Source organism: Hymenobacter sp. H14-R3 (genome assembly GCF_030063445.1).
Lineage (GTDB): Bacteria > Bacteroidota > Bacteroidia > Cytophagales > Hymenobacteraceae > Hymenobacter.
The window spans coordinates 47,364-62,951 of record NZ_JASITD010000001.1 but is presented as its reverse complement, the minus strand read 5'-3'; the positions used below and the strand labels follow the sequence as shown (position 1 = coordinate 62,951).

Here is a 15,588-nt window from a genome sequence, read left to right as displayed (position 1 = left end):
TCATGGAACTCCTTTTATTTGACAACGGTGGCCGCCCCCGCGCCAACGATGACTTGAATACGCTTCAGGCAGAAATGTATTACGCCATGTTCGGCCAGCTGCTGGACCTACCCAACTGTGTGGTGTCGGGCTGTGAGGTGTACCCCAACGGTAGCCTGGTCAATGTAGGCCACGGCCTGGTCTGGCTGGATGGCCAGATTCTACGCTTTGATGGTGCCTATGACCAAAGCTTGCCGGTGGAGTTGTACGCGCAAGCCAGGGTGGATACGGACTTCCGGCCTTACCAGGACGGGGTATCCCGCGCCTGCTTAGGGGAAGCCCTGGTGGGCGTTCGGCCGCTGGACGTGTCCACCACGGCCAGCAAAGTGATAGTGCGCTATGAGGGTGCCCTGCGGCTGTCTAAGGCTCGGGACGCGGCCACCAGGATGGTGGGCGAAACTAAGCAGATGGCTAAGCTCACAGCTGACTGGTTTGACCAGGACGGGCGCGGGAAGTACGGGACGCCCGCCAACGGGTGGCAGTTCAACAACGGCAAGAACAACGCCACCAATGGCCAGAATAAGTTTCCGGTGGCCGCAGGTAGCCAGTACACTGTTGGGTCTGCTGGTGGCAATGCTTCCGTGACGCTCGGGATGAACAACTTTCCCGCCCACAGCCACGGGATGGACAACGCAGGGGACCACACACACGGCACCAACGTTAAAGGATTTTATAACAGCCCGGATGGTGCGCTACCTGCCAATACTATTCAGTACAGTAACGGTGGGTCATCAAAGTATGGCGACCTCACTATTTCCAGCGCAGGCACACACAACCACAATATCCAGAACGCAGGCGGCAACGCCTCGGGGGCTGCTGACGCTGTGGCCATCATTCCGCCTTTTTTCGCTTACCAGGTTTTAGAGTGGATTGGTTTAGCACCAGGGTTTTAGGCTGGCTTCAGAAAATGCAAAAAGCCCGGTCATTTGGCCGGGCTTTTTTTGGCTTTAATTAGTTTTCAAGTACCTTTCAAATGCCTCTCAAGGGGCGTTGAAATTTTGTCCCTTTTGCTTTGTTTTTTTTGTCCCTGACGTTTTGTCGATTTCATTTGGCGGGTGATGCGTGCGCTCCCCCCCTCCGTTTTGATGCTGGCCCGGCGCTGGTGGCCCCGCCACCCGTGGCTGCTACTGGGCCTGTGGCTGCTGGTGCAGGCCGCGTTTTTGGTGAAGTTTCATGGCCCGCACTATGCCAACGACAGCGCCCGCTACCTCGACTACGCCACCAACCTGGCCCAGCACGGTTACTACCAGCAGGAGGCCGGCGCGCCCGTGGCCACCATCGCCAACAACGGGGCCGACAATTTTCAGTACGCGCACAACCAGCGCTACATCCTCTACCCGTGGTTTCAGAGCGTGTGGCTGCGGCTGGGGGCAGGCTGGTGGGGCATTGTGCTGGCGCAGCTGGCCATTGCGGGGCTGGCGGCCGGCGCGCTCTACGGCGCGGTGCGGCGGCTGGCCGGGGGGCGGCGCGGCGCGGCGGCGCTGGCTACTGGCTTATTTATTCTATGGCCTGATATTCAGCAGTTTAACTGCTACCTGCTTACCGAGTCGCTGTTTATCAGCTTATCGGTGCTGTCATTTTGGGCGCTGGTGCGGGTGCGTGGTGGGGGCTGGGGCGCAGGCCTGCGGCTGGCGGTGCTGCTGCTGCTCACGGCCCTGGTGCGGCCCAACGGCTTTGTGGTGGCGGCCGCGGTGGGCCTGGCCGGCCTGGCCCAGCTCTACGTAGTGCGTCGGCGGCTGTTTTGGCTGGCGGTGGGCAGCGGCGTGCTGGCGGTACCGCTGGCCGTGTGGTGGCTCAACTACCAGCTGGTCAGCTTCTTCATCGTCGAAACCTACCAGCGCGGCGAGCTGATGTTTGCCACCCCAGTGTGGGCCATCCACCCCAGCGCGCCGCTGGCGATGCCGCCGGCTGGCCTGGGCCAGATGTCGCGGGTGCTGTACTTCGCTGCCCACAACCCTGGTTTTTTGGCTAAATTAATGATGGGCAAGCTATTGGTGTTTTTTAGCAGCATCAAGCCCTATTACTCGCTGGGCCACCGCCTGATGAGCGTGCTGGTGCTCTGGCCGCTCTACTGGCTGGCGGTGCGCGGCGGGCGCCGGGCGGCGGTATGGCTGCCAGCACGGACGTTTCTGGCCGGCGTGCCGCTGTTGCAAGCCGCCATCGTCATGCTCACCGTGGACGACTACGATGTGCGCTTCCTGGCTCCCGTGCTGCCGTTCGTGTTTGCGCTGGCTTCGCTGGCAATGAGTGAATTGGCGAGTGAGCGAGTTGGTGAATTGGTGAAGGAGTGAGTTGGCGAATTGGCGAAGGAGTGAATTATTAGGTTTGAGTGCGCGTAAGGTCGTTTGCAAAACTCACTCCTTCACCAACTCACCCATTGACTGCCAGGCCTGCAAGCCGCCGGTATGCACGGCTACCACGGTGCTACCGCTTGCAAAGTGGCCTTTTTCGATTAAATCGAGCACGCCGAATAGCAGCTTGCCGGTGTAAATCGGGTCGAGTAGCACGCCATAATCAGCCTGAAAAACCCGGATGAACGCCCGCAATTCGGGCGGCAGCTTGGCGTAGCCGCCGAAGTGATAGCCGGTGTGCAGCTCGTAGCTGGGCAGGCGGCGGCCGGTGGCGGCCAGGGTCAGCGCATCAACCTCCTCACGCAGAAAATCAGCCCCTTTGAGGGCCGCCACGCCGATGGCGCGGGCGAGGTAGCCGCTCTCATCCAGGCCCAGCACGAGGCCGGCCAGGGTGCCGCCCGTGCCGGCCGCCACGGCTACGGCGTCGAAATCAGTGTGCTGGCGTAGCTCGGCTATTAATTCACCTACTCCTTTCAAGGCCAATACGTTGGTGCCGCCTTCAGGAAGCAGGTAGGCGGGGCCGAACTGCTGCTGCACGTTGGCCAGGAATGCGGGCTCGGCGCGGCGGCGGTAGGTGGTACGGTCGAGGTAGTGCAGGGCCATGCCATCGGCGCAGCAGCGGGCCAGGGTGGGGTTGAGGGGCTCGTGCGCCTCACCCCGCACCAGGCCGGTGGTAGCAAAGCCGTAGAGCCGGCCAGCAGTGGCCACGGCCGCCAGGTGGTTGGAGTACGCGCCGCCGAAGGTGAGCAGGTGCGCGAAACATTCGGCCTTGGCTTGCAATAGGTTATACTTCAGCTTGCGGGCCTTGTTGCCGGGTAATTCGGGGTGGCGCAGGTCGTCGCGCCAGAGCAGCAAGCGCACGCCCGCGCGTCGGGCAGCGGGGTGCGGAATAGCTTGCAGGAAATCGTCTGTCATTGCGAGCGCAACGCAGTGGAGCGCGGCAATCTCTCCTTGCCGTTCGCATCACTGAGTTAGTAATCCTAATGTGAAGGAAAGATTGCCGCGCTCCACTGCGTTGCGCTCGCAATAACAACTTTAAGCAGCGTCCTCTGCTTCAACTTCGTCGTTCTCTTGGCGGAAGCCAAACACGCCGGCGGCTACCACGGCCAGCAGCACGCCGATGCTGGAGAGCAGCGATACCGTGTTGCCAATCTTGTATTCCTTGGGCTCAAACACGAACTTGATTTCGTGCGAGCCGGCCGGCACCTGCATGGCCCGCAGCACAAAATCGGCCCGGAAATGGGGTGCCGGCTGGCCATCGAGCGTGGCCTGCCAGCCATCGGCGTAGTAGATTTCGGAGAAGACTACCGTGGCCGGCTGGGCGGCGGTGTAGCGGTAGGTGAGGGCGTCGGGCGCGTAGTCGGTGAGCGCAATGGTGGCCGACGAGTCAGCATAAGTAGCAGGCTTCACGGCCGGAAACTTCTGGCTATCGAACACCGCTACTTGCTTGGCGTTGAGGTTGGTGAGGGCCGCCATTTCGGCGTCGGGGGTGGGCACGGCCTTTAGCTCGCGCACAAACCAGGCGTTGCCAAGGGCGCCGGGGTTACGCTGCACCTGCTCGGTTTCGCCTTGTTTTTGGGGCGGCACTATCACGTAGCGGGTGTTCAGCATGTTGAGCACGCCGGTGTTGTTCTGCGAAATCTGGCGTTCTACCAGGTCCTGGTAGCGGCGCAGCTTGGCCCCGTGGTAGCCCCCGATGCTGTGGTGGAAGTACGAAGTGCGCGCCTCGTTAAACGGGTTGCCGAGGTTGAGCACCCGGAAATCGGCGCTGCTGTCTTGCAGAATCTGCTTGTCGGCCGGCGTTTCCTGGAAGCTTTCGGCGATGGTTTCGGGCTGAAAATTCTTCTCGCCGAGGTAGCGCTTGTCCACCGTCCAGAGGTCGAGCAGCACTAGCGCCGCCACCAGCGCGGCGGCCGGGGTGGCGGCAATTTTGCCCTTTAAGTAGAAGTAGAGCGCCGCCAGCGTGAGGCCCACGAAGAGCAGGCCGCGCCAGATGTCGTTGTGCAGCAGGTCGGCGCGGTCGGCGCGCAGGGCGCTCATCAGCGGCGGTGTGAAGCCGCTCTGCGTGAGGCCGGCATCTTGCGGCGAGGCGTAGTCGAAGCTCAGGCTGGCCACCCAGGTCAGCAGCAGAAAGCCCGCCGTAATGGCCCCGGCGTAGAGCAATTGCTTGGTGCGCAAGCGGTTATCGGGCGAGTCGACTACCACGGCCGTGGTGCCGGCCGCGGCCCGCGCCGCCTTGGCCAGGGCCGGGTGCAGCGGCTCGGTAGCCGGGGCCGGCGCCGTGCCAGCGGCCAGCAGCGCCGCGCGCGGCCGCAGCACGCGCGCCAGCGCCAGCGCCGCCAGCAGCGGCATGGCCAGCTGGGCTATCACGAGGCCCATACTTACGGCCCGGAAGCTGCGGTAGCCCGGTAAGTAGTCGAAAATCAGGTTGTTAATCGTTTCAAAATTCTTGCCCCAGGCCAGCACGAACGATACCAGCGTGCCCGCCAGCAGCCAGTAGCGCGTGCGCTTATCCACCACAAACAGGCCCAGCACAAACAGGAAGCACACTGTGACGCCCACGTACACGGGGCCAGCCACGTACGATTGGTCGCCCCAGTAGGTGGGCAGGCTGGCGAGGTACTCCTCGGGCAGGCCGGCGGCGGCAATGTGCGAGTCTTTGGGCAGCGGCATGGCGCTGCTGCCGCCGTAGAAGTTGGGCACGAGCAGGGTCATGGTCTCGCCCACGCCGTAGCTGTAGGCAAAGGCATAGTCGCGGTCCTGCTGCTTGGCGCTGGGGGCGGCCTGGCCGGGGGCCGCGGGCAGGGCCGTTAGCTCCGAAGGCGAGCGGTTGCTGTATTTGCTGTACTCATAGGTAGTGTAGAGGCGGCCGAAGCTCACGCCAATGGCCAGCAGCGCGCCCACGCCCAGCAGCAGCACGCGGCCCGCAAAATCGCCCAGGCGGCCGGCCCGTACGGCGGCCACCAGCTCAATAATGCCGTAAATAACTACCAGTAAACCAAGGTAATAGGTAATTTGTGGGTGGTTGGCCCGCACGTTCATCGTGAGGCCCAGCGTGAAGAGCGCCGCGCCCAGCCACTTGTTTTGCCGGAAGGCCAGCAGCAGCCCGCCCAGCACCAGTGGCGCGTAGGCCAGCGCCCACGACTTGGTGTTGTGCCCGGCCGCCAGAATGGCGAGGTTGTAGCTCGAAAAGCCCAGCGCCACCGCGCCCGCCACCGCTACCAGCGGGCGCACGCCGAGCGCCGCCAGCAGCACATAGCCGCAGAGCAGGGCCACAAACAGGTTGCTCACCGCGCTCGGCAGGCCCAGCGCCACGGCCTTCTGCACGTACACAAACAGGTCGCCGGGGAAGTGAATGGAAATCAGGTACGTGGGCATCCCCGAGAACATGGAGTTGGTCCACAGCGGCTCGTGGCCGTGCCGGGCGGCCCACTCCTGCGTTTCGCGCGCGCCCCCCTGAAACTGGGTAATGTCGTGCTGGGCCAGCGATTGGTGGTCGAACACGATGGGCGCGAAGTAGGCCACGGCCAGCACCACGAAGAATAACACGGCCAGCACGTGCGGCCAGGCCCGCTGCCACAGCGGCGCGGGAGGAGAAGAATAGGAAGCGGAAACGGCCATCGGGCGGCTTAAATACGAGTAGGCAATGAAGGCCCGAAGGTAGCGCCGGCGCGGGGAAGGGTAGGTGTCGGCGCGAGTTTGGCAGGGCGTAACTCGTGCCGGCTAGTGAGCTGACCACCGGAGCGGGAACAGCTGTAATTTCGACGGCATGTATAGAGTAGTAGAGATGTTGTTCGGCCTGCTGAGCATCGGGGGAGTGCTAGCATTCGGTGGGCTTGTTATGTATCTGGCAATCAATCGGTCAACTGACTTGCTGCGCGATAGGCTGCTGGAGGAAAAGCGCGCGTGGGCCAGTAAATGGCTCGGCCGAGTGGTTATCGGCCTGCTCATGGCCCTTGGGCTGCTTGTAGGAGCAAGCATACTGCACCTAGATTAGCCTTTCGGATAGTTGTCAGGTAAGCGCGGGGCGTGCAGCTACTAAAGGGCCGGCCGGCCCTTTAGTAGCTGCACGCCCCGCGCTTACCTGAAAATTAGTGTACTATAGAGAAAAGGGTGGCTTAACCTACTTCAGTACTACCTCGGCCACCACGGGGAAGTGGTCGGATGGGTAATGGCCGCGCATGGAGTCGGTGAGCACGGCGTAGGTGAGCACCTGATAGCCCGCGCTCACGAAGATGTAGTCGATGCGGTCGAGCAGCGGGGCATCGAGCTTGAAGCCGTTGAAGGTGCCCACCGGGCCGTAGGCGGGCTGGGCCGTGGTGAGGTAAGCATCGCGCAGCAGCGCTTGCAGAGTTTTAACCTGCTCGGTATCGGGGGTAGAGTTCAGGTCGCCCACGCAAATGACGGGCGCGTTCTTGGCGATGTCCTTGATTTTCTGGGCCATCAGCTGGCCCGACTGCCGCCGGGCTTCCACGCCCTGGTGGTCGAAGTGGACGCTGAAAAAGAAGAATTCGCGCTGGGTTTGCACGTCCTTAAATTTGGCCCAGGTGCAGATGCGGTTGCAGCAGGTGGCATCCCAGCCCAGGGATGGCCGGTCGGGCGTCTGGCTCAGCCAGAAGTCGCCGGTTTGCAGCAGCGTGAGCCGGGCTTTTTTGTACACAATGGCCGAGTGCTCGCCGGCCTCCTTGCCATCGTCGCGGCCCTTGCCCACGAAGGCATAGCCCGGCAGCTCGGTAATGTCGGTAAGTTGCCCCCGAAAGCCCTCCTGCGTCCCAAACACGTCGAAGTCGTGGTAGCGCACCAGGTTCTTAACCAGTTCTTTACGCTGGGGCCAGGCATCGGCCCCGTCGTTGGGGGTGTTCATGCGCAGGTTATAGGTAGCCACGCGCAGCGGCGCGGGCGCTTTTTGGGCCAGCACCGACTGGCCGAGCCAAAGGCTACTGAGCAAAATGCAGAGAATGAGGCGCATGGGCGGGGAGAGCTGAGAGGAAAAAGCTGAGCTGCGGGTAAAGTTAGAGGTGCCCGCTGCCCCGCCGGCTACCCCCGGCACCGCCAGCCGCCCCTTCCGCCCGACCTTTGCCGGGCCATGCCCATTCGCTTTCTCGACCTGCCCGCCCTGCTTGGTGGTACCCTGCTGCAAGCCCCCGCCCACCCGGCCACTGTAGCCACGCTGCTGCTCGATAGCCGCCGCGTGGGCCTGCTCGACGGCGCGGTGTTCTTCGCCCTGCGCGGGCCCAACCACGACGGCCACCACCACCTGGCATCTGCCTACGCCAAGGGCGTGCGGCTGTTTGTGTTGAGCCACCCGCCGGCCAGCCTGGCCCCGTTTGCCGGGGCTGGCTTCGTGCAAGTGCCTGATAGCCTGGCAGCTTTACAGGCGCTGGCGGCGCAGCACCGCGCCGCGTTCGGCGGGCCGGTGTGGGGCATCACGGGCTCCAACGGCAAAACGATTGTGAAGGAGTGGCTGGCCCAGCTGCTGGCCCCCGACGAGGATATTTGCCGCTCGCCCAAAAGCTACAACTCGCAGGTGGGCGTGCCGCTGAGCGTGTGGGAGCTGGCCCCCGGCCGCCACACGCTGGGCATTTTTGAGGCGGGCATTTCGGAGAGCGGCGCCATGGCCCGGCTGGCCGCTATCATCCAGCCCACGCACGGCATTTTTACCACCCTGGGCACCGCCCACGACGCGGGCTTTACCTCCGAAGCTGAGAAGCTGGCCGAAAAGCTGATTTTATTTGAAGGCGCTGATTTTAAGCAGCTTATCTACTGCGCCGACCACACCGCCGTGGCCGCCGCCGTGCGCGCCCGCGGCCTGCCCGCCCTGGCCTGGACCCGGCACGACGCGCCCGGCGCGGCCCTGCGTTTTCGGCTGCGGCCCACGGGCACGGGCAGCACCAGCGTGCGCGTGCGGCTGGGCGAAGGCGCGCTCGCCAGCCCGCTGCCCCTCAGCCAGCCGGCGCTGCGGGCGGCGGCCCGTTTCACGCTGCCCTTCGCCGATGAGTCGTCCGTAGAAAATGCGCTGCACTGCCTGGCCGTGCTGCTGGGCCGGCAGCTCGACCCCGCCACCGCCCTGGCCCCGGCCGAGATGCAGCGCCGGCTGCTGCGCTTGCAGCCCGTGGCCATGCGCCTCGAAATGAAGGCCGGCCGCCACGGCTGCTACCTCCTCGACGATGCCTACAACAACGACCTCGCCGGCCTCTCGCTGGCCCTCGACGCGCTCAGCCGCCAGGCCCGCCCTGGTGGCCGTACCCTCATCCTCAGCGACGTACTAGAATCGGGCCTCAGCGGCCCCGAGCTCTACGCCCGCGTGGCGGCGCTGGTGCGGGCCCACGGCGTCACGCGCCTCATCGGGGTGGGGGAGGCAATAAGCAGTGATGAGTTAAAAGTTAAAAATTATGAGTTAAAACTGGGGGGCGCCGCGTGGCCTCCAGTTGAGGCAAGCAAAGGGGTTTTAACTTTTAATTCCTCACTTTCAACTCAATTCTACCCCACCACCGAAGCCCTGCTGGCCGACCTGCGGCCCGGCGATTTTCAGAACGAAACCATCCTTATTAAAGGTGCCCGGCGCTTTGGGTTCGAGCGGGTGGTAGCGGCCTTGCAGCAGCCCCAGCACGGCACGGTGCTGGAGGTGAACCTCGACGCCCTCACCCACAACCTCCAGCACTACCGGCAGCGGCTGAGCCCCGGCACCAAGCTCATGGTAATGGTGAAGGCCTTCGCCTACGGCAGCGGCTCGTACGAGGTGGCCAGCCTGCTCGAATTTCAGCGGGCCGCCTACCTGGCCGTGGCCTACGCCGATGAGGGCCAGCAGCTGCGCGACAACGGTATCAGCCTGCCCATCATGGTGTTGAACCCCGGGCCCGACAGCTTCAGCCAGCTGCGCCGCTACCGCTTGGAGCCCGAAATCTACTCGCTGGAGCGCCTGCACGACTACCTGCAAGCCGCCCGTGAGGCCACCGCCGATGGCGCTGGCCCCCTGCCGCCGCTGCACCTCAAGCTCGATACCGGCATGCGCCGCCTGGGCTTTTCGGAGGAAGAATTGCCCGGCCTGCTCACGTTGCTGGCCGCCCACCGCGCTGCCTTGCCGGTGGCCGGCATCATGACGCACCTGGCCGCCGCCGACGACCCCGCCCACGACGAATTCACGTGCCAGCAGCTGGCCACCTTCCGGCGCATGGCCGCCGCCATCGAGGCCGTGCTGGGCTACCCGGCCCTCAAGCACGCGCTCAACTCGGCCGGCATCCAGCGCTTTCCCGAGGCGCAGCTCGACATGGTGCGCCTGGGCGTGGGCCTCTACGGCGTGGAGGCCGGAGCTGAAGATGGTGCTAACCTATTGCCAGTGAGTACGTTGAAAACGACCATCTCGCAGATAAAAACGCTGCCCGCCGGCAGCACCGTAGGCTACGGCCGCCGCGGGGCGGCCACCAGCCACGAGCGCCGGCTGGCCACCCTAGCCATTGGCTACGCCGACGGCTACGACCGGCGCTTCAGCAACGGTGGGGGCGTGGTGCTGCTGCACGGCTGCCGCGCGCCGGTGGTAGGCTCGGTATGCATGGATATGGTGATGGTAGACGTGACCGACATTCCCGAAGCCCGGGCCGGCGATGTGGCCGTAGTATTTGGCGAAGGATTGAGCGCCAGTGAGTTGGCGCAGCGCATCGGCACCATTCCCTATGAGCTACTGACCAACGTGAGCGAGCGCGTGAAGCGCGTGTTTGTGAGCGAATAAGCGGCCCGGAATTAAAAAAAAAGGCGGGTAATGCGAAGTTTTTGGGGCAGTAGCAAGCAGGTGCTGGCAGCCGGCGATAACTTAGCGTTTTTGTTAGTGCCCGGCCATTTGGCGCAGCGCATTTTATTTAGGATTGTACGAAAATGAGAGTGGCTCGAAATGCGGTTTATGGGTGCCTGGCGCTGATGCTATTGCTGGTGTTGCCGGGCCGTGCGGCCCACCACGCGGCCGACGTGCCGCCGCTCGATGGCCTGTGGAAAGGCCCCCTGCAAATGCCTGGGGGTAAGTTGGAAGTGATATTTCGACTAGTTAAGCTTAGCAGCGGCGAGTACTTTGCCAACCTCGATGTGCCCCTGCAAAAAGCCAGTCACCTGGCCGTAACGGTCGAAACCCGCGCCGATACCGTAATCTTTACCTCGGCCGAGGCCGACAGCCGCTACGTAGGCCGCCTTTCGGCCGATGGGCAGACGATGCAAGGCGTGTGGCGGCAAACGGGCTTCCAGGTACCGCTGACGCTTACGCACAGCGCCCTGCCCGTTGAGGCGGCGGTTGCGGCCACCAAGTCGCGCTTTGCCCCGCCCTACCGCGAGGAAGAAATTGCCTTCCCCAACCCAGTGGCCAACTTGCAGCTGGCGGGCGTGCTTACGGTACCGGCCGGCCCGGGCCCGTTTCCGGCCGTGGCCCTGCTCTCCGATGAGGGGCCGCACGACCGCAATGGCACCGCCAGCGGGTTTGGGCCGCTGGGTCAGCTCGCCGATTACCTCACGCGGCGCGGCGTGGCCGTGCTGCGCTTCGACGACCGCGGCACGGGCCACTCTACCGGCCCCGCCCCGGCCACCCCGGCCGCCTTAGTGAGCGATGCCCAGGCGGCGCTCGCCTACCTGCGCCAGCGCCCCGAGGTTGATGCCGCGCACCTGGGGCTCATTGGCATGGGCGAGGGCAGCAATGTGGCGCTGCTAGCTGCCGCCCAGCCGCTGCCACCAGCTTTTTTAGTGGGCCTTTCGGCCTATGGCGAGCCGGGCACCAGCTTGGCTATGCAACAGCGCGAGGCCACCCTGCGCGCCCAAAAAGTCGATCCTAAAATATTGGCTGCCAGCTTAAAGCGCCAGCAACAGATGCTGGAGGTCATCCGGCAAACCGTGGTGAAGTCTCAGGCCCAAACCATTGTGGCTACAATATTGAAGCAGGACAGTACCGGCCTGAGCCCCGCCGCCGCCCAGGCCCGCGCGGCAGCGCTGGTAACTACCCGCTACCGCGACTTCCTCAAGTTTGACCCTACCGAAACACTGGCCAGCGTAAACTGCCCCGTGCTGCTGCTCTATGGGGCCGACGATGCGTTTCTCAACCCCGACACTAATTTGGAGGCTCTTCTCAAAGGGTTGAAAAACAATAAATTAGCAACGGGCCGCAAATTTCCTGGTGTCAATCACAGCTTTCAGGCGGCCCGCAGCCAGTGGCCCATTGTGGGGGGCGAGGCGCACCCCATTTTTTCGCCCGCCGCCGAAGAAGATATCCGGGTCTGGATAGTGGAGCAAACCAAAAAGTAAGCGCCGTGTGCGTGGCTAGTAGGCGCATATTGCGGGCTGAGAGGAAGGCAGTGCCTCAGCTACTTTGGTGGCTGGGGCACTGCGCGTTGGCACTGGGGCCAGCGCGCTACGGCCGGGGTTACTGTGCCTGTCTGGGGCTGGCAGCAGGGCCGGGTTAGCCAACTCGCTGCTCCTGTTTAGCGTAAGAGGGCGGCACTGCTGGTCTAATGCCGGCAGGCTTACCAACCCACCCTTCTTTCCATGCGTATTCTTCCCTACACCCTGCTCACCGCCGCCGTACTTCTAGGCGGGTGCAACGACTTGAAAAAGTCGGACGAAAAAAATACTCTCGGCGAAGCTACTGCCGACACCGCCGTGGTAGCCCGCACCGGTGCTACCGTGGGCGATGTAGCGGCTGGTGCCGCCAACGCCGTTGATAGTGCCGCCAGCAAAACGGGCAGCGCCATTAGCGATGCCTTCGACCTGACCAAGGCCAAGCTGGCCGATGTGAAGCTGCCTGAGGTGAACCTGAGCGGCATTACGGTGCGCGGCGATGCTGACTACCAGGTATATGACATTGATGAGCAAGTGCTGTTCGATACCGATAAAGCTGTCATCAAGCCTACCGCTGCCGAGGCCCTGAAGCAAATCAGTGAGTCTATCAACAAGCGCTATTCGGGCAAAGACGTGCGCGTACTCGGCTTTGCAGACTCGCGCGGCGACAAGAGCTACAACCGCGACCTGAGCAAGCAGCGCGCCGAGGCCGTGAAAAACTACCTTGTCACTACCAATAAGATGCCCGCTGACCGCCTCAGCACCGAGGCTTTTGGCGAAACTATGCCCGCCGCTACCAACGCTACTGCCGCCGGCCGCAAGGAAAACCGCCGCGTAGAAATCGCCGTCCGCGTTAAATAATAATCGCAGATTTAGACAGATTGCGCTGATTCGAACGTCAGCAATCTGCCGCTTTATTGGTAATTGATTGACTACAAAAAAGAAAGGCCACTCCGCGGAGTGGCCTTTCTTTTTTGTAGTCAATCAATTATCGCGAAATAAAAAACTAGAATGCTGTCGTTTGAATCAGCGCAATCTGCGCAATCTGTCTAAATCTGCGATTATTATTTATAGGCGTCTACTTCGGCGCGCATCATAGCGTTGAAGCGCGAGCCGTTGTTGGCGAGCGTCACCAGGTTCCAGCCGCGGCCGATGGCGTAGCTCCAGGTGCGGCTGTCCTTGAATTCGAAGGTGGGACGCAAAATCTGGCCGTAGGGCGTGTAGTTGTCCATAAAGTTGGTGGTGTAAAACTTGTCGCCGCTCACAATCCACTCCATAGCCACGTAAAAGCCTTCCTCGGGGGCCACCAGGTTATAGGGCGATAAATCGACCGTGAACCACTCGCCGCCGCGCGCTGCCGACACAATCACGCTCTCGGTGAGCATGTCCTCGTTGGGCGCATTGTAATTACCGTTGGCCTTGTAAATGCGCACCCGGAACGGCTCACGTGGGAAGCCGTTTTCACCAATGTAAAACGATACAGTGCGGATTATGCCCAGCTTCTTGGCCTTGTCGTTTTTGCACATAAACGCGTATTGGCTACCTGGCATGCCCTGAATCATACCCGCACCCGGCGAATTAGAGTGAGCACCCAACATCGTGGGTTTCAGGCCTTTGGTTATTACGTCTACGTTGGCCAGCTCGATGGCCTGCTTGGGTAGCTGAATGATGATTTCCTCCATATTGGTGCCCCGCTGCACAAACAGTGCCGTGCGCTTATAGCCCAGCGCCATCACGACAATCGAGTCTTCGGTCACCTTGGTGGGCATGGCCAGCTGGAAGTAGCCGTATTCATTGGTGAGGGCCCCGGTTTGCTCCTCGCGCAGGTTAATGGACGCGAACGGAATGGGTTCCTGCGTTTTTTCGTCCACCACGCGGCCCGTAATGCGGCCTTCCTGCTGCGCCCAACCCAGGGCCGGCAGCAGGCTACCCATAATTAGTAAGAATAGTAAACGCTTAATCATAACAGAAAAAAGAAAATGAACAAGAACCTAGCCCACAAATTTAATCGTTGCCGGGCGCATGTCAGGTAGCCTCAAGATAAAATTTTCAAGCAATTTGATGCGAAAAGTCCCGCATCCGGCCCCTTTTTGTTTCGTAACTATTCAAATGGTATTATCCCAATAACTTGCTGCATGTAACGGGGGCAAAAAGCGCTCGCTCGTGCCTCTCTGTACTACTGCCCATTGACGGCGGTAAGGACTGTGTCACTACCTTCTAAATAACCGTTTGCTCACCCGCCGCTCGGCCGATGGCCAGCAATAGGGTAGCTGTCCGGCAGGCTGTCTCTAGCAGCTTGTGTTACTGTTTGCTGGGGTTGCTGGCCGGCTCCTTAAGCACCACAAGTAAATGCTTGAATAGGAAACTAGCTAAGGGCCAGCGCATTAGCCAATCCGAATTTCTGAATTAACTAATGTGATGACCCTTAGCTAGTTATATTATATCCGGTTGCTCACTTAATCATGTCTACTTCGGCCTTAATCATGGCGTTGTAGTGCTGGCCGGCGGCGGTGGCCATCGTGAGCAGCGTCCAGCCCTTGGCGATGCTGTAGGTCCAAGTGCGGCTTTCCTTGAATTCGAAGGTGGGACGCATAATCTGGCCGTAGGGCGTGTAGCTGTCGTCCATAAAGTTGGTGTTGAAGAACTTATCACCGCTCACAATCCACTCCATAGCTACGAAAAAGCCTTCTTCGGGGGCAGTTACATTGTAGGGCGTCAGGTCTACCGTGTACCACTGGCCGCCTTTGGGAGCCGATACTACCACGTTGTCGGTGAGGATGTCGGTGTTGGGCGAGCTGTAGTTGCCATCGGGCTTGTAGAGGCGCACCCGGAACGGTTCGCGCGGGAAGCCATTTTCGCCGATGTAGAATGATACCGAGCGGATGTTGCCCAAGCGCTTATTCTTGTCATTCTTCACAAAGAAGGCGTACTGGCCGCCGGGCTGGCCTTGCAGCAGGCCCTCGCCGGGGCGGTTGCCGTTGGCGCCCAGCTCCAGGTTTTTCACCTTGCCACCCTTCACGGTTACCGTGCCCAGCGCAATGGCGCGGCGGCTCACTTCGAGCACCATGTTGGCAATGGGCTTGCCGCGCTGCACGGCAATGGCCAGGTGCTCGTAGCCCAGCGCCATCACGATGAGCGAGTCGGTTTCGTTTTTTAGCGGCCCGGGCAGCTGAAAAACCCCGAACTCGTTGCTCAGCGCGCCCGTCTGGTCGTCCTTCAGGCTGAGGGAGGTGAAGGGCAACGGCTCTTTCGTTGCCTTGTCGATGATTTTACCGGCCAGCATCGCCGGGGCCGGCGGGGTGGTTGTCTGGGCCTGGGCATTTATGCTGACGCCACACACGAATAGTGCAAAATAAAATAAACGTTTAAACATTTGTTGGTAGAAAAAGGCGTAGTTAGTGCAAAACTAAGGGTGAAAAAGCAAGTATTAATACAGCTAGGCTAGGCTAATTGTGGCGGGCCCAAATACGTAGCCGGCAAAGGGTTCAGATTGCGCATTCCGAGGTTAAAAAGCCCCGAAAAAATGCTGATTTTGTGGCCCCGCCAACCAAACGGCCGTATCTTTGTTTGAATTCAATCTAAATAACCAATCCCCTCCGCTCGTGGCTCTCTTTCGTCGTTCCGCCGCCGTGGCTGCTCCGCAGCCGGCACCTGCCCGCCGCACCGCCAACGACCTGCGCAAAGGCGAAACCGCTACCGTCTGCTGCTTGAAAGACCCCCAAATGGCCCTCAAGCTGCTCGAAATGGGCTGCATCCCCGGTACGCAGGTGCGCCTGGCCGGCCGCGCCCCCCTCGGCGACCCGCTCATGCTGGTGCTGGGTGATGAGGAATACACGCTGTCGCTGCGCGTAAGCGAGGCCCTTACTATTCAGTTAAAAGACTAACTATCAAG

General features: G+C 61.6%; 11 protein-coding genes. 6 read left to right on the top strand and 5 right to left on the bottom strand.

The window, feature by feature from the left end; translation table 11 throughout:
- Positions 1-2 precede the first annotated feature (2 nt).
- Together QMK33_RS00225 and QMK33_RS00220 are read left to right on the top strand one after the other, a co-directional pair.
- Positions 3-932 carry a hypothetical protein gene (locus QMK33_RS00225; RefSeq protein ID WP_283562539.1) on the top strand — a complete coding sequence of 310 codons (930 nt, stop codon included), beginning with the start codon at positions 3-5 and terminating at the stop codon, positions 930-932.
- A 165-nt stretch (positions 933-1,097) separates the two neighbouring features.
- Positions 1,098-2,330 (top strand): hypothetical protein, encoded by a 1,233-nt coding sequence (locus QMK33_RS00220; RefSeq protein ID WP_283562538.1) that lies wholly within the window; start codon positions 1,098-1,100, stop codon positions 2,328-2,330.
- A gap of 63 nt (positions 2,331-2,393) precedes the next feature.
- Here the strand turns inward: QMK33_RS00220 and QMK33_RS00215 are convergent, their stop codons facing one another.
- From QMK33_RS00215 to QMK33_RS00205, 3 genes are all read right to left on the bottom strand, one after another.
- Positions 2,394-3,305: a 1-aminocyclopropane-1-carboxylate deaminase/D-cysteine desulfhydrase gene (locus QMK33_RS00215; RefSeq protein WP_283562537.1), complete on the bottom strand. Its 912-nt coding sequence runs from the start codon at positions 3,303-3,305 to the stop codon at positions 2,394-2,396.
- A gap of 120 nt (positions 3,306-3,425) precedes the next feature.
- The gene (locus QMK33_RS00210; protein WP_283562536.1) at positions 3,426-6,011 is read right to left on the bottom strand and encodes a YfhO family protein; all 2,586 of its coding nucleotides are present in this window, start codon (positions 6,009-6,011) and stop codon (positions 3,426-3,428) included.
- Between the two features lie 502 nt (positions 6,012-6,513).
- Positions 6,514-7,359: an endonuclease/exonuclease/phosphatase family protein gene (locus QMK33_RS00205; RefSeq protein ID WP_283562535.1), complete on the bottom strand. Its 846-nt coding sequence runs from the start codon at positions 7,357-7,359 to the stop codon at positions 6,514-6,516.
- Positions 7,360-7,476: 117 nt separating this feature from the next.
- Here QMK33_RS00205 and alr point away from each other — a divergent pair, with 117 nt between their 5' ends.
- The 3 genes from alr (at position 7,477) to QMK33_RS00190 (ending at position 12,557) form a co-directional block, all read left to right on the top strand.
- Complete coding sequence (gene alr / locus QMK33_RS00200; protein ID WP_283562534.1) at positions 7,477-10,116, top strand: alanine racemase; 2,640 nt, start codon at positions 7,477-7,479, stop codon at positions 10,114-10,116.
- A 143-nt stretch (positions 10,117-10,259) separates the two neighbouring features.
- Positions 10,260-11,663, top strand: a complete 1,404-nt coding sequence (locus QMK33_RS00195) for an alpha/beta hydrolase family protein (RefSeq protein ID WP_283562533.1) — start codon at positions 10,260-10,262, stop codon at positions 11,661-11,663.
- 240 nt (positions 11,664-11,903) lie between these two features.
- A complete protein-coding gene (locus QMK33_RS00190; protein WP_283562532.1) occupies positions 11,904-12,557 on the top strand; it encodes an OmpA family protein in 654 nt (217 codons plus the stop codon).
- 203 nt (positions 12,558-12,760) lie between these two features.
- On the opposite strand, the gene QMK33_RS00185 is transcribed toward QMK33_RS00190, so the two are convergent.
- Both QMK33_RS00185 and QMK33_RS00180 read right to left on the bottom strand, forming a co-directional pair.
- Positions 12,761-13,660, bottom strand: a complete 900-nt coding sequence (locus QMK33_RS00185) for a carboxypeptidase-like regulatory domain-containing protein (protein WP_283562531.1) — start codon at positions 13,658-13,660, stop codon at positions 12,761-12,763.
- 488 nt (positions 13,661-14,148) lie between these two features.
- Positions 14,149-15,069 carry a carboxypeptidase-like regulatory domain-containing protein gene (locus QMK33_RS00180; RefSeq protein ID WP_283562530.1) on the bottom strand — a complete coding sequence of 307 codons (921 nt, stop codon included), beginning with the start codon at positions 15,067-15,069 and terminating at the stop codon, positions 14,149-14,151.
- Positions 15,070-15,298: 229 nt separating this feature from the next.
- On the opposite strand from QMK33_RS00180, the gene QMK33_RS00175 reads away from it, so the two are divergent.
- Positions 15,299-15,580, top strand: coding sequence for a FeoA family protein (locus QMK33_RS00175; RefSeq protein WP_283562529.1), 282 nt, complete (start codon positions 15,299-15,301; stop codon positions 15,578-15,580).
- Positions 15,581-15,588: the final 8 nt, after the last annotated feature.

What these genes read in the sequence shown, in the direction of transcription:
- QMK33_RS00215 (WP_283562537.1), bottom strand. Translation starts at nt 3,305, where the DNA reads ATGACAGACGATTTCCTGCAAGCTATTCCGCACCCCGCTGCCCGACGC.
- QMK33_RS00180 (WP_283562530.1), bottom strand. Translation starts at nt 15,069, where the DNA reads ATGTTTAAACGTTTATTTTATTTTGCACTATTCGTGTGTGGCGTCAGC.
- QMK33_RS00210 (WP_283562536.1), bottom strand. Translation starts at nt 6,011, where the DNA reads ATGGCCGTTTCCGCTTCCTATTCTTCTCCTCCCGCGCCGCTGTGGCAG.
- alr (WP_283562534.1), top strand. Translation starts at nt 7,477, where the DNA reads ATGCCCATTCGCTTTCTCGACCTGCCCGCCCTGCTTGGTGGTACCCTG.
- QMK33_RS00205 (WP_283562535.1), bottom strand. Translation starts at nt 7,359, where the DNA reads ATGCGCCTCATTCTCTGCATTTTGCTCAGTAGCCTTTGGCTCGGCCAG.
- QMK33_RS00195 (WP_283562533.1), top strand. Translation starts at nt 10,260, where the DNA reads ATGAGAGTGGCTCGAAATGCGGTTTATGGGTGCCTGGCGCTGATGCTA.
- QMK33_RS00225 (WP_283562539.1), top strand. Translation starts at nt 3, where the DNA reads ATGGAACTCCTTTTATTTGACAACGGTGGCCGCCCCCGCGCCAACGAT.
- QMK33_RS00220 (WP_283562538.1), top strand. Translation starts at nt 1,098, where the DNA reads ATGCGTGCGCTCCCCCCCTCCGTTTTGATGCTGGCCCGGCGCTGGTGG.
- QMK33_RS00185 (WP_283562531.1), bottom strand. Translation starts at nt 13,660, where the DNA reads ATGATTAAGCGTTTACTATTCTTACTAATTATGGGTAGCCTGCTGCCG.
- QMK33_RS00190 (WP_283562532.1), top strand. Translation starts at nt 11,904, where the DNA reads ATGCGTATTCTTCCCTACACCCTGCTCACCGCCGCCGTACTTCTAGGC.